The 17,835-nt window shown below is 75.4% G+C and carries 17 protein-coding genes; 12 read left to right on the forward strand and 5 right to left on the reverse strand.

Annotated elements, in window-relative coordinates; translation table 11 throughout:
- Window positions 1-169: 169 nt before the first annotated feature.
- Window positions 170-2,827: a protein kinase domain-containing protein gene (locus DEF28_RS03180; RefSeq protein WP_114396313.1), complete on the reverse strand. Its 2,658-nt coding sequence runs from the start codon at window positions 2,825-2,827 to the stop codon at window positions 170-172.
- Between the two features lie 218 nt (window positions 2,828-3,045).
- Between DEF28_RS03180 and DEF28_RS03185 the strand changes: the two genes are divergently transcribed.
- Complete coding sequence (locus DEF28_RS03185; protein WP_114396314.1) at window positions 3,046-4,236, forward strand: CaiB/BaiF CoA transferase family protein; 1,191 nt, start codon at window positions 3,046-3,048, stop codon at window positions 4,234-4,236.
- Between the two features lie 27 nt (window positions 4,237-4,263).
- Here DEF28_RS03185 and DEF28_RS03190 read toward each other — a convergent pair whose 3' ends face one another.
- On the reverse strand, window positions 4,264-4,581 hold the full coding sequence (locus tag DEF28_RS03190; RefSeq protein WP_181874200.1) for a DUF2470 domain-containing protein: 318 nt from the start codon (window positions 4,579-4,581) through the stop codon (window positions 4,264-4,266).
- Window positions 4,582-4,754: 173 nt separating this feature from the next.
- Window positions 4,755-5,300, reverse strand: a complete 546-nt coding sequence (locus DEF28_RS03195; protein WP_114396315.1) for a YceI family protein — start codon at window positions 5,298-5,300, stop codon at window positions 4,755-4,757.
- Between the two features lie 127 nt (window positions 5,301-5,427).
- Here DEF28_RS03195 and DEF28_RS03200 point away from each other — a divergent pair, with 127 nt between their 5' ends.
- Entirely contained in the window at window positions 5,428-5,904 is a 477-nt protein-coding gene (locus tag DEF28_RS03200; protein ID WP_114396316.1) for a MarR family winged helix-turn-helix transcriptional regulator, read from the forward strand.
- Window positions 5,905-5,966: 62 nt separating this feature from the next.
- Window positions 5,967-6,671, forward strand: coding sequence for an SseB family protein (locus tag DEF28_RS03205; protein WP_114396317.1), 705 nt, complete (start codon window positions 5,967-5,969; stop codon window positions 6,669-6,671).
- A 26-nt stretch (window positions 6,672-6,697) separates the two neighbouring features.
- Here DEF28_RS03205 and DEF28_RS03210 read toward each other — a convergent pair whose 3' ends face one another.
- A complete protein-coding gene (locus DEF28_RS03210; RefSeq protein ID WP_114396318.1) occupies window positions 6,698-7,033 on the reverse strand; it encodes a YciI family protein in 336 nt (111 codons plus the stop codon).
- 249 nt (window positions 7,034-7,282) lie between these two features.
- Here DEF28_RS03210 and DEF28_RS03215 point away from each other — a divergent pair, with 249 nt between their 5' ends.
- The 9 genes from DEF28_RS03215 (at window position 7,283) to DEF28_RS03255 (ending at window position 15,355) form a co-directional block, all read left to right on the forward strand.
- Window positions 7,283-8,104 carry a prepilin peptidase gene (locus DEF28_RS03215; RefSeq protein ID WP_114396402.1) on the forward strand — a complete coding sequence of 274 codons (822 nt, stop codon included), beginning with the start codon at window positions 7,283-7,285 and terminating at the stop codon, window positions 8,102-8,104.
- 103 nt (window positions 8,105-8,207) lie between these two features.
- On the forward strand, window positions 8,208-9,389 hold the full coding sequence (gene aroC / locus DEF28_RS03220; RefSeq protein WP_114396403.1) for a chorismate synthase: 1,182 nt from the start codon (window positions 8,208-8,210) through the stop codon (window positions 9,387-9,389).
- A 169-nt stretch (window positions 9,390-9,558) separates the two neighbouring features.
- Window positions 9,559-10,086 carry a shikimate kinase gene (locus DEF28_RS03225; RefSeq protein ID WP_114396404.1) on the forward strand — a complete coding sequence of 176 codons (528 nt, stop codon included), beginning with the start codon at window positions 9,559-9,561 and terminating at the stop codon, window positions 10,084-10,086.
- A complete protein-coding gene (gene aroB, locus DEF28_RS03230) occupies window positions 10,083-11,162 on the forward strand; it encodes a 3-dehydroquinate synthase (RefSeq protein WP_114396405.1) in 1,080 nt (359 codons plus the stop codon). The genes DEF28_RS03225 and aroB overlap by 4 nt, the downstream gene beginning before the upstream one ends.
- A 231-nt stretch (window positions 11,163-11,393) precedes the next feature.
- Complete coding sequence (gene efp, locus DEF28_RS03235) at window positions 11,394-11,957, forward strand: elongation factor P (protein WP_114396447.1); 564 nt, start codon at window positions 11,394-11,396, stop codon at window positions 11,955-11,957.
- A 43-nt stretch (window positions 11,958-12,000) separates the two neighbouring features.
- On the forward strand, window positions 12,001-12,414 hold the full coding sequence (gene nusB, locus DEF28_RS03240; RefSeq protein ID WP_114396406.1) for a transcription antitermination factor NusB: 414 nt from the start codon (window positions 12,001-12,003) through the stop codon (window positions 12,412-12,414).
- Between the two features lie 78 nt (window positions 12,415-12,492).
- Entirely contained in the window at window positions 12,493-13,284 is a 792-nt protein-coding gene (locus DEF28_RS03245; protein WP_233515064.1) for a methyltransferase domain-containing protein, read from the forward strand.
- Between the two features lie 137 nt (window positions 13,285-13,421).
- Window positions 13,422-14,693 (forward strand): DNA polymerase IV, encoded by a 1,272-nt coding sequence (locus DEF28_RS03250; RefSeq protein ID WP_181874208.1) that lies wholly within the window; start codon window positions 13,422-13,424, stop codon window positions 14,691-14,693.
- A gap of 272 nt (window positions 14,694-14,965) precedes the next feature.
- Window positions 14,966-15,355: a DUF3040 domain-containing protein gene (locus DEF28_RS03255; RefSeq protein ID WP_114396409.1), complete on the forward strand. Its 390-nt coding sequence runs from the start codon at window positions 14,966-14,968 to the stop codon at window positions 15,353-15,355.
- 166 nt (window positions 15,356-15,521) lie between these two features.
- Here DEF28_RS03255 and DEF28_RS03260 read toward each other — a convergent pair.
- The coding region (locus tag DEF28_RS03260; RefSeq protein WP_233515065.1) for a DUF3488 and transglutaminase-like domain-containing protein at window positions 15,522-17,835 on the reverse strand (2,314 nt) is incomplete at its 5' end.

Genomic DNA, 17,835 nt, shown 5'->3' on the forward strand with positions numbered 1-17,835 from the left:
GACTCCTGGGTAGTCCGGGCGCCGAGCCGGTCCCGCCGGGGTGCCGCCCTCAGAACGCCCCGCCTTGGGGGTGGGAATCAGCGGCACCCGAGCCGCCGGGTGGGGGAGCACCGGACGAGCGGCCGGTGTCCGATGCCTCCGCCGCCCGGACGGCGCGTACCGCCGCCCGCTACCCCGTGACCAGGCTCAGCGGGATCAGCACCCCCATGCCCAGCAGGAGCAGCCCGCTCGCCAGCAGCCGGAGGGCCATGAGCACCGTGCCGGCCAGCGCCAGGTGCCGGGCCGCGAGCTGGACGCGGGAGCTGCGGCGCCGGTTGGCCGCCGTGCGGCCGAGGGCCAGCAGTGCCAGGCCGAGCACGATCGCGAACCACGGGGCCTGCGCCATCTGGCCCGGCAGCAGCTGGAGCAGGTTGCCGGACACGCGGGCGAGTCCGGCCATGGCCGGGTTCTGGCTGAACTCGGTGAGGCCCAGCCGGGCGCTCTCCATGGCCGGGAGCGCGCTGTACAGGCCGCGCGTGGTCCACAGCCACTGGCCGATGCCGTCCAGCAGGCCCAGGACCCCGGCGGGGTAGGCGTAGCCGCGGCACCGGCCCGCGCGCATCGCCCGCTTGAGCCGCCGCATGGCCCGGTCCGCGCGCCTGGTCTCGGCGGGGCTCTTGGGGTCGAGTACGTCGCGCTCCCAGTCGGCCAGCGGGCGGCCGTCGCGGCGGCGCGCCCACTGGGGACCGTACCGGGAGGCCGGGTCCGCCTCGGTGGTCGCGCGCGCGGCCCCGACCCGCTCGCGGAGGTTGGCCCACCCGCCGCCGGCCGCCGCGGTCACCTGGTCCCACCGGTGCCGCCAGCGGGCCCGGGCGTCCTGGCGGTCGCGCTCGCGGACCTTGGCGCCGGCGCGGGCCGCGCAGGGCAGCAGGAGCAGCGACGCGACGAGCGCGGCGCTCGTGGCCACCTGCCCCGGCCGGCCGCGCAGACCGCTCCGGCGAAGATCGCGCCACCAGTCGACCCTCGGGGCGTCGCTGCGCTGCGCGGGATGCCACGACTGCGCGCGCAGCCGCCGGCGGTGCCGCTGGTCGGCGTCCGGATCCAGGACGAGTTCGGCGGCGAGGGCCCAGGCCGCGTCCCACTCGTGCCGCGCCGGGCGGCTGAAGTCCCGCACCCCCGAACGCCCCACGCTGTTGACGGTGAGCTCCACCTGCTCCATGACGAGCGGCACCTCGTGCTGCACCCGCTCCAGCAGCGCGCACCGGTTGGTCCCCTCGGACCGGCACGCCGGGTGGCCGCACCAGTGCCGGGCCGCCAACCCGAGCGCGCCCAGCTCGATGGCCTCGCGCAGCGTCGGATGCCGGCTGGCGTCCCCGGCGGCGAGCGCGCGTACCCCCTCCGCCGAGACCTCGTGGCCCCGGTAGCGCGGCGGCATACCGGGCACGAACCGGGCGGCGAGCGCACTGATGGTCAGGTGCGCCTGCTCGGGGTGGTCGGCCAGCCGGGTCAGGTAGCCGCGGTCGAAGGTGAAGTCGCGGACCTCCCGGTCCAGCCAGGTGCGCAGCGTCGGCCAGTGCGCGCCGAGCCAGACCTCGCCCTTGTCCGAGCGGTCGAGCAGGTCGTAGGCGAGGCTGGGCGGGTCCTCGTGGGTGACGTCGGCGAAGCGGATCGGGGCGTGCCGGCGGGCCCGCTCCAGCCCGGGCGTCCGGCCGTCCAGCCACTGCACGACCTGGGCGTGCCCCCAGCGGGCGTCGGGCGCGGGGGTGAGCAGGCCGCGGGCGAGCAGCCGCCACCGCTCGTCGGCGATGGCGGACACGTCCACCTCGGTGTTGCGCGCCGTCAGCCAGTTCTCACCGCGCTGCGGGCGGCGGCCGGTCAGCATCTCGTGCACCATGATGCCGAGCGACCACCAGGCGGCGGGCGCCTCGCGGCGGCCCTCGATGACCTCGGGCGCCGCGTAGTCCTCGGTGATGGCGAGGCCGCCGTAGACCCGGCTCATGGTGGCGCGCACCGCACCGCCGAAGTCGGTCAGGGCGAACACCGGCGGATCCGTCTGCCGGATCAGCAGGTTCTCGGGCTTGACGTCGGTGTGGTTGTGCTGGAGCTCGTCCTGCCAGTGGTGCAGGCACTCGGCCACCCCCGCCACGATCTCGCGGGCGCGTTCGTCCGGCAGCGGCGCCTGGTCGATCAGGCCGCGCAGCGAGCCGGCGCTGAAGTACTCCTGGGCCTCCCAGGCCACCTCCTCGCCCCACGAGCTCCGCGCGTGGCCGTAGCCGTGGATCGCCGGGGTGTGCGACGCGGCGGTGCCCCGCGCGCGCAGCCGTTCCAGCAGCTCGCGGTTGATGTCGTGACCCGGGCGGTACACCTTCAGCGCCAGCCGGCGCCCGGGCGCGGAGCCGTCACCGGCCGAGCGGCCCGCGGGCTCGGCGAGGTAGACCACGGCCTCCCCGCCGGACCCGATGTGGTCGAGGATCGTGTAGCGTCGGCGCAGCTCCGCCGGAACGGCGTAGTCGGGCCCGCTCGCGGGACTGGTCACCAGCCGTCCGACCAGCCGGGCGAACCAGTCGAGCAGCGGCCCGAGGAGCCAGCGCCACCAGGGGGCGGGGTCCGCGGCACCGGCAGCGCGGGCCGCCTCGCCGCGGGGCGTGCCGAGGCGGCGGGTGCGCGCGCCCAGGGTCACGGTGTGCTCGGAGTCGGCGTCCCGGGCCTCGGGCGTGCGGCCACCCGGGCGCAGGACGGCGGTGATCCAGCGGGTCCGTCCGGATTCGGGCTCCAGCCGGGTGGTCGCGGCCGCCGGCTCGACCTTCTGGGTGGGGGCGCTCGGATCGGAGGGTTCGGGTGTGGCCATCGTGCAGGCGGTGTCTTTCGGGTGGGTGTCTGCTGACGGGTGGTGTCGTGCCTGCCTCCCAGAGTAGGCGAGACGCCGGCCGGCGACGCTGGCTCCGGCGCCGGGGGTTGTTCCGGCTCGACCGGAGCGACTAGCGTGGCTCACTGGCTAGGCCAATTCCTGGAACCGGGAGAATGTGGCGGCCCGGGTCTGGCCGCCGTCACGAGGGAGTCGCAGAAATGGCAGAACCCGGCGGACCGCTGTCCGGCATCGTCGTCCTGGACCTGTCGCGTGCCCTGGCCGGACCGCACGCGGCGATGCTGCTCGGCGACCTGGGAGCGCGGGTCATCAAGGTGGAGCAGCCCGGGACCGGCGACGACACGCGGGGCTGGGGGCCGCCCTTCGTCGGGCCGGAGGACGACCCCATCAGCAGCTACTTCCTCTCGTGCAACCGCAACAAGGAGTCCATCGAGCTCGACCTGAAGTCCGAGGAGGGCGCCGGGCTGCTCACCCGCCTGGTGCGCGCCAGCGACGTGCTGGTCGAGAACTTCCGGCCGGGCGTGCTCGACCGCCTCGGTTTCTCCATGGAGCGCCTGCACGAACTGAACCCGCGCCTGGTCATCTGCTCGATCAGCGGGTTCGGCCACGACGGCCCCGAGGGCGGCCGGGCCGGCTACGACCAGATCGCGCAGGGCGAGGCCGGGCTGATGAGCATCACCGGGGCGGCCGGCGGCGAGCCCACCAAGGTGGGCGTGCCCATCGGCGACCTGCTCGCCGGGCTGCACGGCGCCTACGGGACCCTCGCCGCGCTGTACGAGCGCGAGCGGACCGGCCGCGGCCGGGTGGTCCGCACCTCGCTGCTGTCCTCGATCGTGGGGGTGCACGCGTTCCAGGGGACGCGCTGGACGGTGGCCGGCGAGGTGCCCCGGTCCATCGGCAACCACCACCCCTCGATCGCCCCCTACGGCAGCTACTCCTGCTCCGACGGCATGCTCCAGGTCGCGGTCGCCAGCGAGGGGCAGTGGGCGAAGTTCGCCGGGCTGCTCGGCCTGGACGCCGCCGACCCGCGGTTCGCCCGCAACGCCGACCGCGTCACCAACCGGGCCGAGCTCAACACGGAGATCGAGGCGGTGCTGGCCACCGGCACCCGCGACGAGTGGCTGGCGCGCATCGACGGCATCGGCGTCCCGTGCGGCGCCATCCGCACCATCGACCAGGTGTACGAGTGGGAGCAGACGCGCTCCCAGGGACTGGTCCTGCCGGTCGAGCACCCCGTCCTCGGCCGGATCGAGCTGCCCGGGCCGCCGGTGCGCTTCGACGACGTGGCCGGCGGCCGCGCCGAGCACCTGCCGCCGCCCGGCCTGGGCGAGCACAACGAGGCCGTCCGCGCCTGGCTGGACACGCTGGACGGTGCGGGCCCGGCCGACTGAGCCGGGACGCGCGCGGAGGACGCCGGGTCAGCGCCCGGTGCCCTCCCCCTCCGCGGGGGCGCCGAGCCGCGCGCGGGCCTCGCGGTACATGCGGACGACCTCGTGACGCACCTGCGCGCGCTCGGTCAGCGGCGCGCTCCACGCGAGGCGCACGGCCACCTCGGCGCCGTCGACGGTGGCGGCGAAGTCGCCGCCCGTGGCGTCCAGCCCGACCATCCGGGCGGCCGTGGCCGACGGGACGCCGCCCAGGGCGCGGCAGATCAGCAGCGTGTCGTCGGCGTGGTCGTCGTTCATGTGGCGGGTGACGGCCCGCACGACCTCGGCGGAGAAGGGAGTCGACGGCAACGCCGGTCCTTTCGGTCGGTCCCGCCCGCGCCCGCCGCCTCGAACGGGGGCGCACCCGGAACGGGCGAGGGCGCCGGCGGACGCCGGCGCCCTCCACGTTATCGGGGCCGCGGGCCGCCGCCAGGCGGCCGGGCGCACCGGTCCGGGGGACGCGCTCGGGGGCGCGGACCCGCCTAGTCGGCCTGGCGGGTGAACTCGGCCTCGATGACGATGCTGATCTTGTCGCCGACCACGACGCCGCCGCCGTCCATCGGCATCTCGATGTCCACCCCGAACTCCTTGCGGCTGATCTCGGTGGTGGCGTGGAAGCCGGCGCGGTCCTGGCCCCAGGGGTCGACGGTCGCGCCGTTGAACTCCAGCGCGAGCTCGACGGGGCGGGTGTTGCCCTTGATGGTGAGGTCGCCGCTCAGCACGATGTCCTCGCCCTTCTGGGCGAGCCCGGTCGACACGAAGGAGAACTCCGGGTGCTTCGCGACGTCGAAGAAGTCGGCGGAGCGGATGTGGTCGTCGCGCTGCTGCTGGTTGGTGTTGATGGAGCTGGCGTCGATGGTCGCGCTCACCGAGGACTGGGCCGGGTCCTCGGTCACGGTGAGCGTGGCGTCGAACGTCTCGAACCGGCCGCGCACCTTGCTGATCATCATGTGGCGCACCGAGAACCCGACCTCGGAGTGCGCCGGGTCGATCTTCCAGATGCCGGGGGTGAGGGTCTGCTCGGACATGCTGCTGCCTCCAGGGAAGCGGTGGGACGGGTGGCCGGTCGGCAGGACTGGTGACACCGATGAATCATCAGCGAAAGATTCTTGCCAGGAAGAGAGTCTACGCTGATCGGGGAGGCGCGCAAGTAGCATGTGCTGTATGAGCGCGGTCAACTGGCTGGACGCCGACGAGCAGCGGACGTGGCGGAGCTACCTCGTCGTGAACTCGATGCTCGAGGAGCGGCTCGACCGCGACCTCCAGCAGCGCAACGGCCTCAGCCTCGTCGAGTACGGCATCCTGGTGCACCTGTCGGAGGCGGACGGGCAGCGCATGCGCATGCGCAGCCTGGCCGACACCGTCATCGTCTCCAAGAGCCGCCTCTCCCACCAGATCGCCCGGCTGGAGCGCGACGGCTACGTGCGCCGCGAGACGTGCGCGGAGGACCGCCGCGGCGCCTGGGCGGTGCTCACCCCGAGCGGCGAGTCCAAGCTCCGCGAGGCGGCGCCGTGGCACGTGGCGGCCGTGCGCGCCAACCTCTTCGGGGTGCTGAGCGACGAGCAGGCCAAGCAGCTCGGCGAGATCATGGGAGTCCTGGAGCAGCGGCTGCGCGAGACCAGCGGCGCGTGACCGTTCCCACCGGCACCGGCCCCCGGCAGCACGCGGCCGGGGAGGAAGTAGAGTCGCCTTCCGTGACCGGACCACGCATCATCGGGGCGCAGCGCTTCCGCGACGACGACGGCGGCGCCGATCCGCAGCTACGCGAGCAGCTGGACGGCTACGCGCGGGGCACGGCGGGCGACCGCCAGGTGCTCGACGCCCTCAGCCGCTCCCGCCTGCTGGTGCCGGTGGTCGCCGTCCCGGTCGAGGTCGAGGAGGGCGCCGACGGCCTCCGGCACGACAAGAAGAGCGAGGTGGCGCTGCCCATCCTCGTGGGCGGCGACGGGCGCCGGGGCGTGCTCGCCTTCACCTCGGTGGAGTCGGTGCGGCGCTGGCGGCCTGACGCCCGCCCGGTGCCGGTGGAGGCCGTGGAGGCCTGCCGGGCGGCCGTCGACGAGGGCGCCGACGCGCTCGTGGTCGATGTCTCCGGACCGGTGACCTACGCCGTGGAGGGCCACTTCCTGGCCAGCCTCGCCGAGCACGGCACCGTGCCCGCCCCCTCGGAGGACCCGCAGGTCCTGGCCCGGATCTACCGGGTCACCCACACCGAGTTCGGCATCGAGCGGGTGCGCATCCACGAGTCCGAGCGCGCCGACATCGGCATCCGGCTGGAACTGGACCGCCGGGACGACGCGACCCTGCGCCGCGTCGCCGAACGGCTCGCCGCCGAACTGGCGCCGGTGCTGCCCGGCGGTATCGAACTCAGCGCCGTGGTGCGGGCCCGGCGCGACGCCTGACGTTCCGCGTCGCGCCGGGCCGGGCGTCACCGCGCGACCGGGGCCTCCCGCTCCGTCGCGCTTCCCAGCAGCTCCGCCAGCGCCGGGTGCCGGCGCCCGGCGTCGATGGTGACGATCTCGTACGCCGCCACCCCGGCCCGCACGAACGGGTCCTCCGCCGTGATCTGCTCGACGCGCTCCCGGCTCACCCCCGTGGCGACGATGGCGCCGCCGAGCTCGGCGGGGACCGAGGTGCCCGAGACCAGGAAGACGCCCTCCTCGTGGTGGCGCTCCAGATACCGGACGTGCGCGGGGACATGCGGTCCGACCTGCGCGGGCGGAACCGTGTACCGGACGATCAGCAAGTGGACGTGTTGGCTCATTCAGGTGATGCTAACCGGGCCCGGCGGCCGGGACGCTCCGGCACGCCGAGGCGGGCCGACCGGAAAACCGCAGGCCACGACGGCGTGCCCCGCCCCACCGGGCGCCCGCCGGCACCGCCCGCCCTCCGCGCCCGGCCGCCGCCGGGCGGTTGGGCCGGCGCGGGCGGCGGGGGTGTGGAACACTCTCCGGGGGCCGACCCGGTCCCGCCCCTTCTCCCCACCGTCCCGCGGATGCCCTGGAGAGCCGTCATGCCCGCGCCCGTCGACTTCCTCCTCCCGGTGGCGCTGGCCGCGCTCGGTGCCGTGCTCGGTGTGGTCCTGGGGCGGGTCGTACCGCTGTTCCACGCCTACGAGTACCGGCCCGACGACGACTCCGGGCCGCCGCCGCCGACGTGTCCGCACTGCGGCGGCACCGTCCCGTGGGCGCGGTGGGCCGCCCTCCCGGCGCGGTTCGCCGCCTCCGGGCGCTGCCCGGCCTGCGGGCTGGCCGTCCGGTCGCCGGCGGTCGTGGCCGTGCTCACCGCGGTGGTTCTGGCGGTGCTCGGCGCCGCGGCCTCCGGCAGCATCGCCGGCGGACCGGTCCGGTCCCCGTCGGAGGTGGCGGCGTTCGCGTTCCTCGGAGTCTGGGGCGTGCTGCTCGCCGTCATCGACGCGCGCACCCACCGGCTGCCCAACCCGCTCGTGCTGCCGGCCTACCCGGTCGCGCTCGCGCTGCTCGGGGCCGCCGCGGCGACCACGCCCGGCGGCGGCGCGGCCCTGCGGTCCGCCCTCATCGGCATGGCCGCCCTGTGGGCCTGCTACTGGCTGCTCTGGTTCATCTATCCGGCCGGCATGGGCTGGGGCGACGTCAAGCTCTCCGGGCTGCTGGGCCTGTACCTCGGCTGGACCGGGCTCGGCGCCGTGGCGAGCGGGACCTTCGTCGCCTTCCTGCTCTCGGCCTGCTACGGCCTGGTGCTCATCGCGCTGCGCCGCGCGACGCGCAGGAGCCAGCTGCCCTTCGGGCCGTTCATGATCCTCGGCGCCCTCGGCGTCATCGTCGCCGGCGACCCGCTGCCCGCGCTGCTGGGCTGAGCGCTTGGGCCCGGCGGTCCGGGGCGGGCGGAGCAGCGGTTCCACCGCCCGGCCACGTGCCCCGATGTGCCGAGACCGGCCGAACCGTGAAAGGATCGGGGCCATGTTGCGCTGGCTGACCGCGGGCGAATCCCACGGACCGGCACTCGTCGCGATCTTGGAGGGCCTCCCGGCCGGCGTGTCCGTCACTTCCGACGACATCGCCGCCGCGCTGCGCCGCCGACGCGCCGGGTACGGTCGGGGCGCCCGGATGAAATTCGAGCAGGACCGCGTCTCCGTCATCGGGGGCATCCGGCACGGCCGCACCCTCGGCGGTCCCGTCGCCATCGAGGTGGGCAACACCGAGTGGCCCAAGTGGGAGCAGGTGATGTCCCCGGACCCGGTGGCCGCCGAGGTCCTCGAGGGGATCGCCCGCAACGCGCCGCTGACCCGGCCGCGCCCCGGCCACGCTGACCTCGTCGGCATGCAGAAGTACGGGCACGAGGAGGCCCGGCCGATCCTGGAGCGCGCGAGCGCCCGCGAGACCGCGGCCCGCGTGGCGATCGGCGAGGTCGCCCGCCGGTTCTGCGAGCAGGCGCTCGGGGTCCGCATCCTGAGCCACGTCGTCTCCATGGGCCCGGTCGCCGTTCCCGAGGACGCCCCGGCCCCCACCCCGGCCGACGCCGACCGGGTCGACGCCGACCCCCTGCGCTGCTTCGACCCCGAGACCAGCGCGCGCATGGTCGCCGAGGTCGACGACACCAAGAAGAGCGGCGACACGCTCGGCGGCGTCGTGGAGGTGCTCGCCTACGGCCTGCCGCCCGGCCTGGGCAGCCACGTGCACTGGGACCGGCGGCTCGACGCCCGGCTGGCCGGAGCGCTCATGGGCATCCAGGCGATCAAGGGCGTGGAGGTCGGCGACGGCTTCCGCACCGCCGCCCGCCGCGGCTCCGCCGCGCACGACGAGATCGAGCCAGGTCCCGGCGGAGTGCGGCGGCGCAGCAACCGCGCCGGAGGCGTCGAGGGCGGCATGACCACCGGCGAACCCCTGCGGGTGCGCGCCGCCATGAAGCCCATCGCCACCGTGCCGCGCGCCCTGGACACCATCGACGTCACCACCGGCGAGGTCGCGCAGGCGCACCACCAGCGCAGCGACGTCACGGCCGTCCCGGCGGCCGGAGTGGTCGCCGAGGCCATGGTCGCCCTCGTCCTGGCCGAGGCCGCGGTGGAGAAGTTCGGCGGGGACTCCGTCGCCGAGACCGCGCGCAACCTGCGCGGCTACCTCGACACCCTGGCCGTCAGGTAGCACCCGGCGTGCGGCCGCCGGCGGCCGCACGCCACGGCCTCCGCGGAGGGGACGCGACCGGTGCCGCGCGGGTCTCGGCCGCGCCCGAGCCGGCCGTCCCCCCGCTCCCACCACACATCACGGACGTGGTCCCTCCCCGGCAGGGCCGGGGGCGGCCACACGAGGAGATCTGATGAGCGGACCCGTCGCGGTTCTCATCGGCTCGCCCGGGGCGGGCAAGACCACGGTCGGCCGCGCCCTGGCCGAGCGGCTGGGAGCGGCGTTCGTCGACACCGACGAGGTGGTCGAGGAGCGCGCCGGCAAGACCGTCGGCGAGATCTTCGTCGAGGACGGCGAGGAGGCGTTCCGGGTGCTGGAACGCGCGGTCGTCGCGGAGGCGCTCACCACGCACACCGGTGTGCTCGCGCTCGGCGGCGGAGCCGTCCTGCACCCGGACACCCGCGCCGACCTCGAAGGCCAGCACGTCGTCTACCTGGAGGTGGAGTTCCGGGACGCCGCCAAGCGGGTCGGGCTCGACCAGGCCCGGCCGCTGCTGCTCGGCAACCCGCGCGCCAAGCTGCGCGCCCTCCTGGAGCAGCGGCTGCCGGTCTACCAGGGGCTGGCCGTCACCACGGTGCCCACCAGCGGCTACCACCCCGAGGAGGTCGTCGACGCCATCGTCGCCGCCCTCCCCGAGCACGAGGACGGAGAGCGATGACGGCCACCCGCATCGGGGTCGGCGGCACCTCGGCGCCCTACGACGTGGTCATCGGCAGCGGCGTCCTCGGGGAGCTTCCGGGGCTCGTCGGGCCGCGCGCCGAGCAGGTGGCGGTGATCCATCCCGCCGCCCTCGGCGAGGTGGCGCGGCCGGTCGTCGCCGCGCTCACCGCCGCCGGCCGCACCGTGCACGCCATGGTGGTCCCGGACGGCGAGGCCGCCAAGACCCCGGCCGTGGCCGCCGACCTGTGGGCGCGGCTCGGCCGTGCCGGCTTCACCCGCAGCGACGCCGTGGTCGGCGTCGGCGGCGGCGCGACCACCGACCTCGCGGGGTTCGTCGCCGCCACCTGGCTGCGCGGCGTGCCGGTGGTCCTGGTGCCCACCACGCTGCTCGGCATGGTGGACGCGGCGGTCGGCGGGAAGACCGGCGTCAACACCGCCGAGGGCAAGAACCTGGTCGGCGCCTTCCACCCGCCCGCGGGCGTGCTGTGCGACCTCGCCACGCTGCCGACCCTGCCGGCCGCGGACTACATCGGCGGCCTGGCCGAGATCGTCAAGGCGGGATTCATCGCCGACCCGGTGATCCTCGACCTCGTGGAGGACGACCCGGAGGGCGCCACCCGCCCCGAGGGCCGGCACACCCGGGAGCTGATCGAGCGGGCCGTCGCGGTCAAGGCCGACGTCGTCTCCGGCGACCTGCGCGAGGCGGGGCGCCGCGAGATCCTCAACTACGGGCACACCCTCGGCCACGCCATCGAACGGGCCGAGAACTACACCTTCCGGCACGGCTACGCCGTCGCCGTCGGAATGGTCTTCGCGGCCGAGCTGGCCCGGCTGTCCGGCCGGATCAGCACCGCGCTGGTGGATCGGCACCGCGCCGTCCTCGCCTCGGTCGGACTGCCGACCGGCTACGCGGCCCAGGCGTGGCCGGAGCTGCGCGAGCACATGCGGGTGGACAAGAAGGCGCGGGGCGCCACGCTGCGGTTCGTCGTGCTCGACGCCGTCGGCCGGCCCGCCATCCTCGCCGGCCCGTCCGACGACCTGCTCGACGCCGCCTACCGCGCGGTCGCCGCCTGACGGCGGCGCCGGGCGCGCGTGCGCACCTCGAACACCCACTAGACTGCTCTGTGGAACAGTCCCGGCCGCATCGCACATGCCCGGCGCCCGATCGCCCGGCGCCGCCGGCCGGGACGCGAGCCGACAGCCTCCGCCGTGAGCGCCGCGCGGTCCCGCGCGGGGACGGACGCGGACGCGACCGCGGCTGAGACGATCACCGATCCTGCCCGACCGCTGGGAGAGACGACCGAAGTGGCCACGACGAACGACCTCAAGAACGGCATCACCCTGAAACTCGACGGTGGCGAGCTCTGGAGCGTCGTCGAGTTCCAGCACGTCAAGCCCGGCAAGGGAGGTGCGTTCGTCCGCACCAAGCTGAAGAACGTCACCTCCGGCAAGGTGGTCGACAAGACCTTCAACGCGGGCGTCAAGGTCGAGGTGGCCAACGTCGACCGCCGCGAGATGCAGTACCTCTACGCCGAGGCCGACTCCTACGTCTTCATGGACACCCAGACCTACGACCAGCTCCACGTCTCGCGCGAGGTCGTCGGCAAGAACGCCGACTACCTGCTGGAGAACAACACCGCCACCGTCGCGGTGAACGAGGGCAACCCGCTCTACATCGAGCTGCCCGCCGCCGTCGAACTCCTCATCAAGGAGACCGAGCCGGGCCTGCAGGGCGACCGGTCCACCGGCGGCACCAAGCCGGCCACGCTGGAGACCGGTGCCGTCATCCAGGTCCCGCTGTTCATCACCACCGGCGAGCGCGTCAAGGTCGACACCCGCACCGGCGATTACCTCGGCCGCGTCAACTGATGCCGACGCACTCGTCCACCACGGGACCCGGGGCAGGAGACCGATGAGCGGCGCGCGACGCAAGGCCCGCAGACGCGCGGTCGAGGTGCTCTACGAGGCCGAGGTGCGCGGCGTCCCGGTGCCCGCGGTGATCGAACGGCGCCGGGCGCAGACCGAGCCGCCGATCAACGAGTTCACCGAGCAGCTGGCGGCGGCCGTCGACGAGCGGCGCCGGCGCATCGACGAACTGCTGAACGAGTACGCCATCGGGTGGACCCTGGAGCGGATGCCCGTGGTCGACCGCAACATCCTGCGGATGGGCGCCTACGAGCTGCTCTGGGCGGACGACATCCCCGACGGGGTCGCGATCGCCGAGGCCGTCGCGGTGGCCAAGGAGCTGTCCACCGACGAGTCGCCCACGTTCGTCAACGGCCTGCTCTCGCGGCTCATGGAGAACAAGGCGAAGCTCACCCTGTAGGGGCGGGCCGCCGACCCCCGAGGCGCGGCGCCCGCCGGGTGCCGCCCCCGGGTGTGCGGGCGGATGGGAAGGAACCGCGTGACCGACAACCCCGGCGTGCCCTCGGGCGGCACGTTCGCCACCGGCCCGCACCGGGCCGCGACCACGGCGCGCACGGCCGTGGTGTGGAACGTCCTCCGCGACGTCCTGGCCGGGCTCGGCTCCGAGTCCGGCGGACCGCTGGAGATCGTGGACGCCGGCGGCGGTACCGGCGGCTCCGCCGTCCCGCTCGCCGAGCTCGGGCACCACGTCACCGTCGTGGAGCCCAGCCCCGACTCGCTGGCCGCGCTGGAGCGCCGGGCCGCCGAGGCGGGCGTGCGGGTGCGGGCGCTGCAGGGCGAGACCGGCGACCTCGCCGACCTGGTTCCCGCCGGGCACGCGGACCTCGTCCTGGTGCACAACGTGCTGGAGTACGTCGAGGACCCGCTGGCCGCCCTGGTGGACGTCGTCGGGATCACCCGCCCCGGCGGCGCGGTCAGCCTGCTCGCCGCCAACGCGGTGGCCGGCATCCTGCACCGCGCCCTGGCCGGGCACCTCCAAGAGGCGCAGCGCCTCCTGGAGTCCGCGGACGGCCGGTGGGGGGAGGCCGACCCGATGCCCCGCAGGTTCACCGAGCGGCAGCTCGTGGAGCTCGCCGCACTGGCCGGCCTGCCCGAGACCGAGGTGCGCGGGGTCCGCGTCTTCTCCGACCTGCTGCCCGGACGGGTCTTCGAGGGCGATCCGCAGGCCGGCCGCGCCCTCCTGGAGCTGGAGCAGGCCGCGTCGGCGCACCCGGAGCTGTCCGGCATCGCCACCCAGCTGCACGTGCTCGCCCGGCGTCCCGCCCGCTAGGAGCCGGGGCCGGCCGAGCACCGCGGCGGGCGCGCTCAGGAACGCCGCCGTCCAGCACCGTGCGCGCGGGGGTACGGCCCGGGCCGTACCCGGGGCCGGATTGGCGCCGACCCCGTCCCAGGCCGCACACTGGTCACATGAGCCGACGCCAGCTGGAGCGCGGAGCGGCGCTGCGCGGAGTGGTCGGGCCGGACGGCATCAGGCCGCTGGCCGCCGCGGCCGCCGCCGACGCCGACTGCCACATCCTGCACATCGACATGGACGCGTTCTTCGCCAGCGTCGAGCAGCTCCGGCACCCCGAGACCCGCGGCCGGCCGGTGATCGTCGGGGGTACCGGCGCCCGCGGTGTGGTCTCCTCCGCGAACTACCTCGCCCGCGGCTTCGGCGTGCACTCCGCCATGCCCATGGTGCGCGCGCTGCGGCTGTGCCCCGACGCCGTCGTCTTCCCGCCGGACGGGGCGGCCTACCGCCGCGCCTCCGAGGCCGTCATGGACATCCTGCGGTCCGTCACCCCCGAGGTGGAGAAGCTCTCGACGGACGAGGCGTTCCTCGACGTCTCCGGAGCCCAGCGCCGGCTCGGCAGCCCGGTGCGCATCGCCGAGCTGATCCGGCACCGCGTCCGCCAGGAGCAGCAGCTCACCTGCTCGGTGGGGGTCGCGGCCACCAAGTTCGTCGCCAAGCTGGCGTCCACCCACTGCAAGCCGGACGGCCTGCTGCTCGTCCCCACCGAGCACGTCACGGCGTTCCTGCACCCGCTTCCGGTCGGCGCGCTGTGGGGGGTGGGGGAGAAGGCGGAGCAGAGCCTCACCCGGCTCGGCCTGCGCACCGTGGGCGACGTCGCGGGGGTGTCGCCGGAGACGCTCCGGCACGAGCTGGGGCACGCGCTCGGCGGCCGGCTCGCCGAACTCGCCTGGGGGCGCGACGACCGGCAGGTGGCCACCGCCACCCCCGACAAGAGCGTCGGCGCCGAGGAGACCTTCCCCCGCGACGTGGACGACGTCGAGGTCATCCACCGGGAGATCCTGCGGCTGTCGGAGAAGGTCGCGCGCCGGCTGCGCGCCAGCGGGCAGGTGGGGCGCACCGTCGTGGTCAAACTGCGCCGCGCGGACTTCACCACCATCACCCGGTCCCGGACGCTGGGGGAGCACACCGACGTGGCCCGCGAGATCAACGCGGTGGCGCGGGAGCTGTACGCCGCGGCCGGGCTGGAACGGGTGCGGCTGCGCCTCGTGGGGGTGCGGGTGGAGGGGATCGCGGACGCCGCCACCGCGCCCCGCCAGCCGACGCTGGACGAGCCGGAGACCGGCTGGCGCGAGGCCGAGCGGGTCATGGACCAGGTCGCCCGCCGATTCGGCGCCGGAGCGATTCTGCCCGCCGCATTGGTGAATCGTGATGATGCTGACGTATGATTAGGCACTTTCGTCCCTCGCCGCTCGTTTCCAACGGGTGGGATGGGACGCATCCCCACGCCGATTTCCGCTGCTCGACGGCGGAAGAGAGGGAACGAGGGAGCCGGTGGTTCGGGCAGACGGTGAGGGTAGTGTGACCCATGTGGGTCACCCGGTCGCGCATCTTTTCTTTTCACCGAGCGCTAAGGCAACGTATTCTGGGCATATCAGTGGCCGTCAGATTGTTGCTCAGTACCCGTCGCCCCACTCGGGGACTGTCATTGGGAGGCGCCGTGCCGCTCTCTGAACACGAGCAGCGCATGCTCGAACAGATCGAGCGGGCGCTGTATGCCGAGGACCCGAAGTTCGCCAACACCGTACGTCAGACGAACCCGCAGGTCCACTACAAGCGCTGGATCATCAAGGCGTCGATCGGCTTCGTGCTCGGCGTGTGCCTCCTCATGGGAGGCGTCATCGCCAAGGCCCCCGCAGTCGGGGCGATCGGCTTCATCGTCATGCTGGCCTGCACGCTGTGGGGTCTCTCCGGATGGCGGCGGGTCGCGGGCAGCAGCCCGGGCGAGACCGCCGGCACCCCGCAGCCGCGGCAGCGGCGGCAGCAGCGCCCGGGCATGATGGACCGCTTCGAGGAGCGGTGGCGCCGTCGGCAGGAGGGCGACCAGTAGCGCGTAGCGGCGCGTACGCCGCTTCAAGGATCCCGGCCCCACGGGATCGGAGTCTCCACCGGACGGGCGTCCGCCCCGGCAGCAGCCGGGCGGGCGCCCGCCCGGCGTGTCCGGCCGGGTTCGGCGGGCGCCGGCCCCCGGTGCCCGGGCGCTGGGGGCGGCGGGGTCAGCGCAGGACCGGCAGCAGCAGCGCGCGCAGCCGGACGCGGCGGCTCCGGGCGGCGACCAGCGCGGCCCGCACCGCGGCGCTGTCGGCCGCCAGGTCCTCCGGCACCTCCGGCACGGGGGCGTAGCGGGCGCTCTCCTCGGCGCTCGCGATCCGGAGCAGCGCCGCGCGGGCGGGGTCGGCCAGGCCTACCTGGGCGGCCAGCCGGCGGGCGGCCGCGCGGGGGGTCTCGGCCGGGTCCCAGCCCAGCCGGGAGTCCAGGACGTCGGCGCGCAGCTCGCGCCAGGCCGCCCGGGCCCGGGCGGACGGGGTGCCGGCGCGCGCCCACCGCAGCCGGCTCCGGGCCAGCCGGGCGAGCGCCGGGGCGGCGAGCAGCACCGGCAGCAGCGCCGCCACGGCCACGAGCACCCACCAGCCAGCCCCGGACCCGGTGGCACCGCCGGTGGCGGGCTCGGCGGGCTCGGCCGTGGCGGCGTCCTCCGGGCCCGGCTCGGCCGCCGCGGACGGCTCCGGCTCCGCCTCGGGCCGGCGCTCCTCCTCGGTCCCGCCCTCGTCGGCCGCGGCCCCGGGATCGGCCGGGACCGCGTAGGCGGGCGTGGTGGCGCTCGGCTGGCCGGCGGCGGTGGCAGGTGTCGGCTCGAAGCGCAGCCAGCCCGCGCCCTCGAAGTAGAGCTCCGGCCACGCGTGCGCGTTCCGCTCGGTCACCACCCAGCGGCCATCGGCGGTGCGGGTGCCGGACGTGTAGCCCACCGCGACCCGTGCCGGCACCCCGGCCTGCCGGGCCATCAGCGCCATGGCGGCGGCGAACTGCTCGCAGTAGCCGATCCGGCTGTCGAACAGGAAGTCCACCAGCGGGTCGACCCCCTCGGGGACCGCGGGCGGGCGGAGGCTGTAGGCGAACCGGCCGCCGGTGAACCACTCCTGCAGCGCCACCGCCCGCGCGTGCGGGGTGGCCGCGCCGCTGACGATCGACCGCGTGAGCTCACCGACACGCGGGTCGACCGAGTCGGGCACCTCCAGGTAGCCGCGGTCCACCGTCGAGACGGTGCTGAAGCGCGCCGCGCCCAGTTCGGCGGGGTCGGGGTCGGGCACCGCGCTGCGCACCCGGTAGGTCAGGCCGGCGGCCTCGCCCTGGGTGGAGAACACCATCAGCGTGGCGGGGTCCACGTACCACTCCCCGGCGACCTCCACCCGGCGTGCCGCATAGGGCAGCGGCAGGAAGTCGAACCGCGCCGCGGTGCCGGGGACCGCGACCTCCGTGGTGACCGCGGTGGTGCCGCCGCCGTCCTCGTCCACACCCGGCGGCTCGGGGAGGTCCCCGTCCGCCACCCGGTTGCGGCGGGCCGCCTGCACCGCCGACATGGTCCAGCTCTGGCCGTCGAAGACGTCCAGCACATGCACGCGCAGGTACTCCGGTCGGGCCGCCGACGTGCGGTACTCCAGCACCTGGCGGTCCGTGGGCGAGGTGAGGTCGCGCCGCAGCGACACCAGCGGGTGCGTGGTGATGACCGTCTGGGCGCCGCTCCGCTGGCCGCCCGCCAGCGCGTACACCGCGCCCTCGGTGAGGCCGGGGACGGCGTGGGGAAGCAGCAGCGCGACGGCCAGCGCGGCGGCGGCGATGCCGGCGCCGCCGCCGAGGTGCCGGGCGCCGCCCCCCAGCGCCGCGAGCCGCGCCCGCAGCCCGGCCCGGGACCAGCGCGGCGTCCCGACCGGGTCGGCGGTGCCCCAGGGCGCGATCCGCTCCCAGCCGTCGACGGCGAGCAGCAGCAGGTAGCCGCCGGCGGCGCAGGCGAACGCCCGCCACCCGACACCGCCCTGGTCCACGGTCAGCGGCACGAACAGCACGGCCAGCAGCACCGGACCCGTCAGCGCCGCGGCGTACAGCGTCACGGCGAGCAGGTCGACGAGGAGGGCGAGCAGCGTGAGGCAGAGCGCGACCACCAGCATGAGCCCGGCCCCGGTCGGTACCGGCGTCGGGTTGGCGAGGATCGCCCCCCACCCCTCGCCGGCCAGACCGCGCAGGGCCGCCAGGGCGGCCGGCGACGGGACGAACCCCAGCCATGCGGTGCCGGGCGGGGCCAGCAGCGCGGTCAGCAGGCACAGTGCGGCCGCCGCCTGCACGGCGGGAACCGCCCAGCCGGGCAGCCGGGCAGCCCGGGCCGCGGCTCCGGCCACCGCGACCGCCACGACGGCGAGCACAGCCGGCCGCCACCACCCCGCGCCGTCGAACAGCGTGTGCAGCAGCGGCACCGCCGCCAGTGTCGCCGCCATCGCGGCGAACGTGATCCCCAGCCTCACCGCGGCCCCTCCCGCC

It is taken from the genome of Marinitenerispora sediminis (genome assembly GCF_003336425.1).
Taxonomy (GTDB): Bacteria; Actinomycetota; Actinomycetes; order Streptosporangiales; family Streptosporangiaceae; genus Marinitenerispora; species Marinitenerispora sediminis.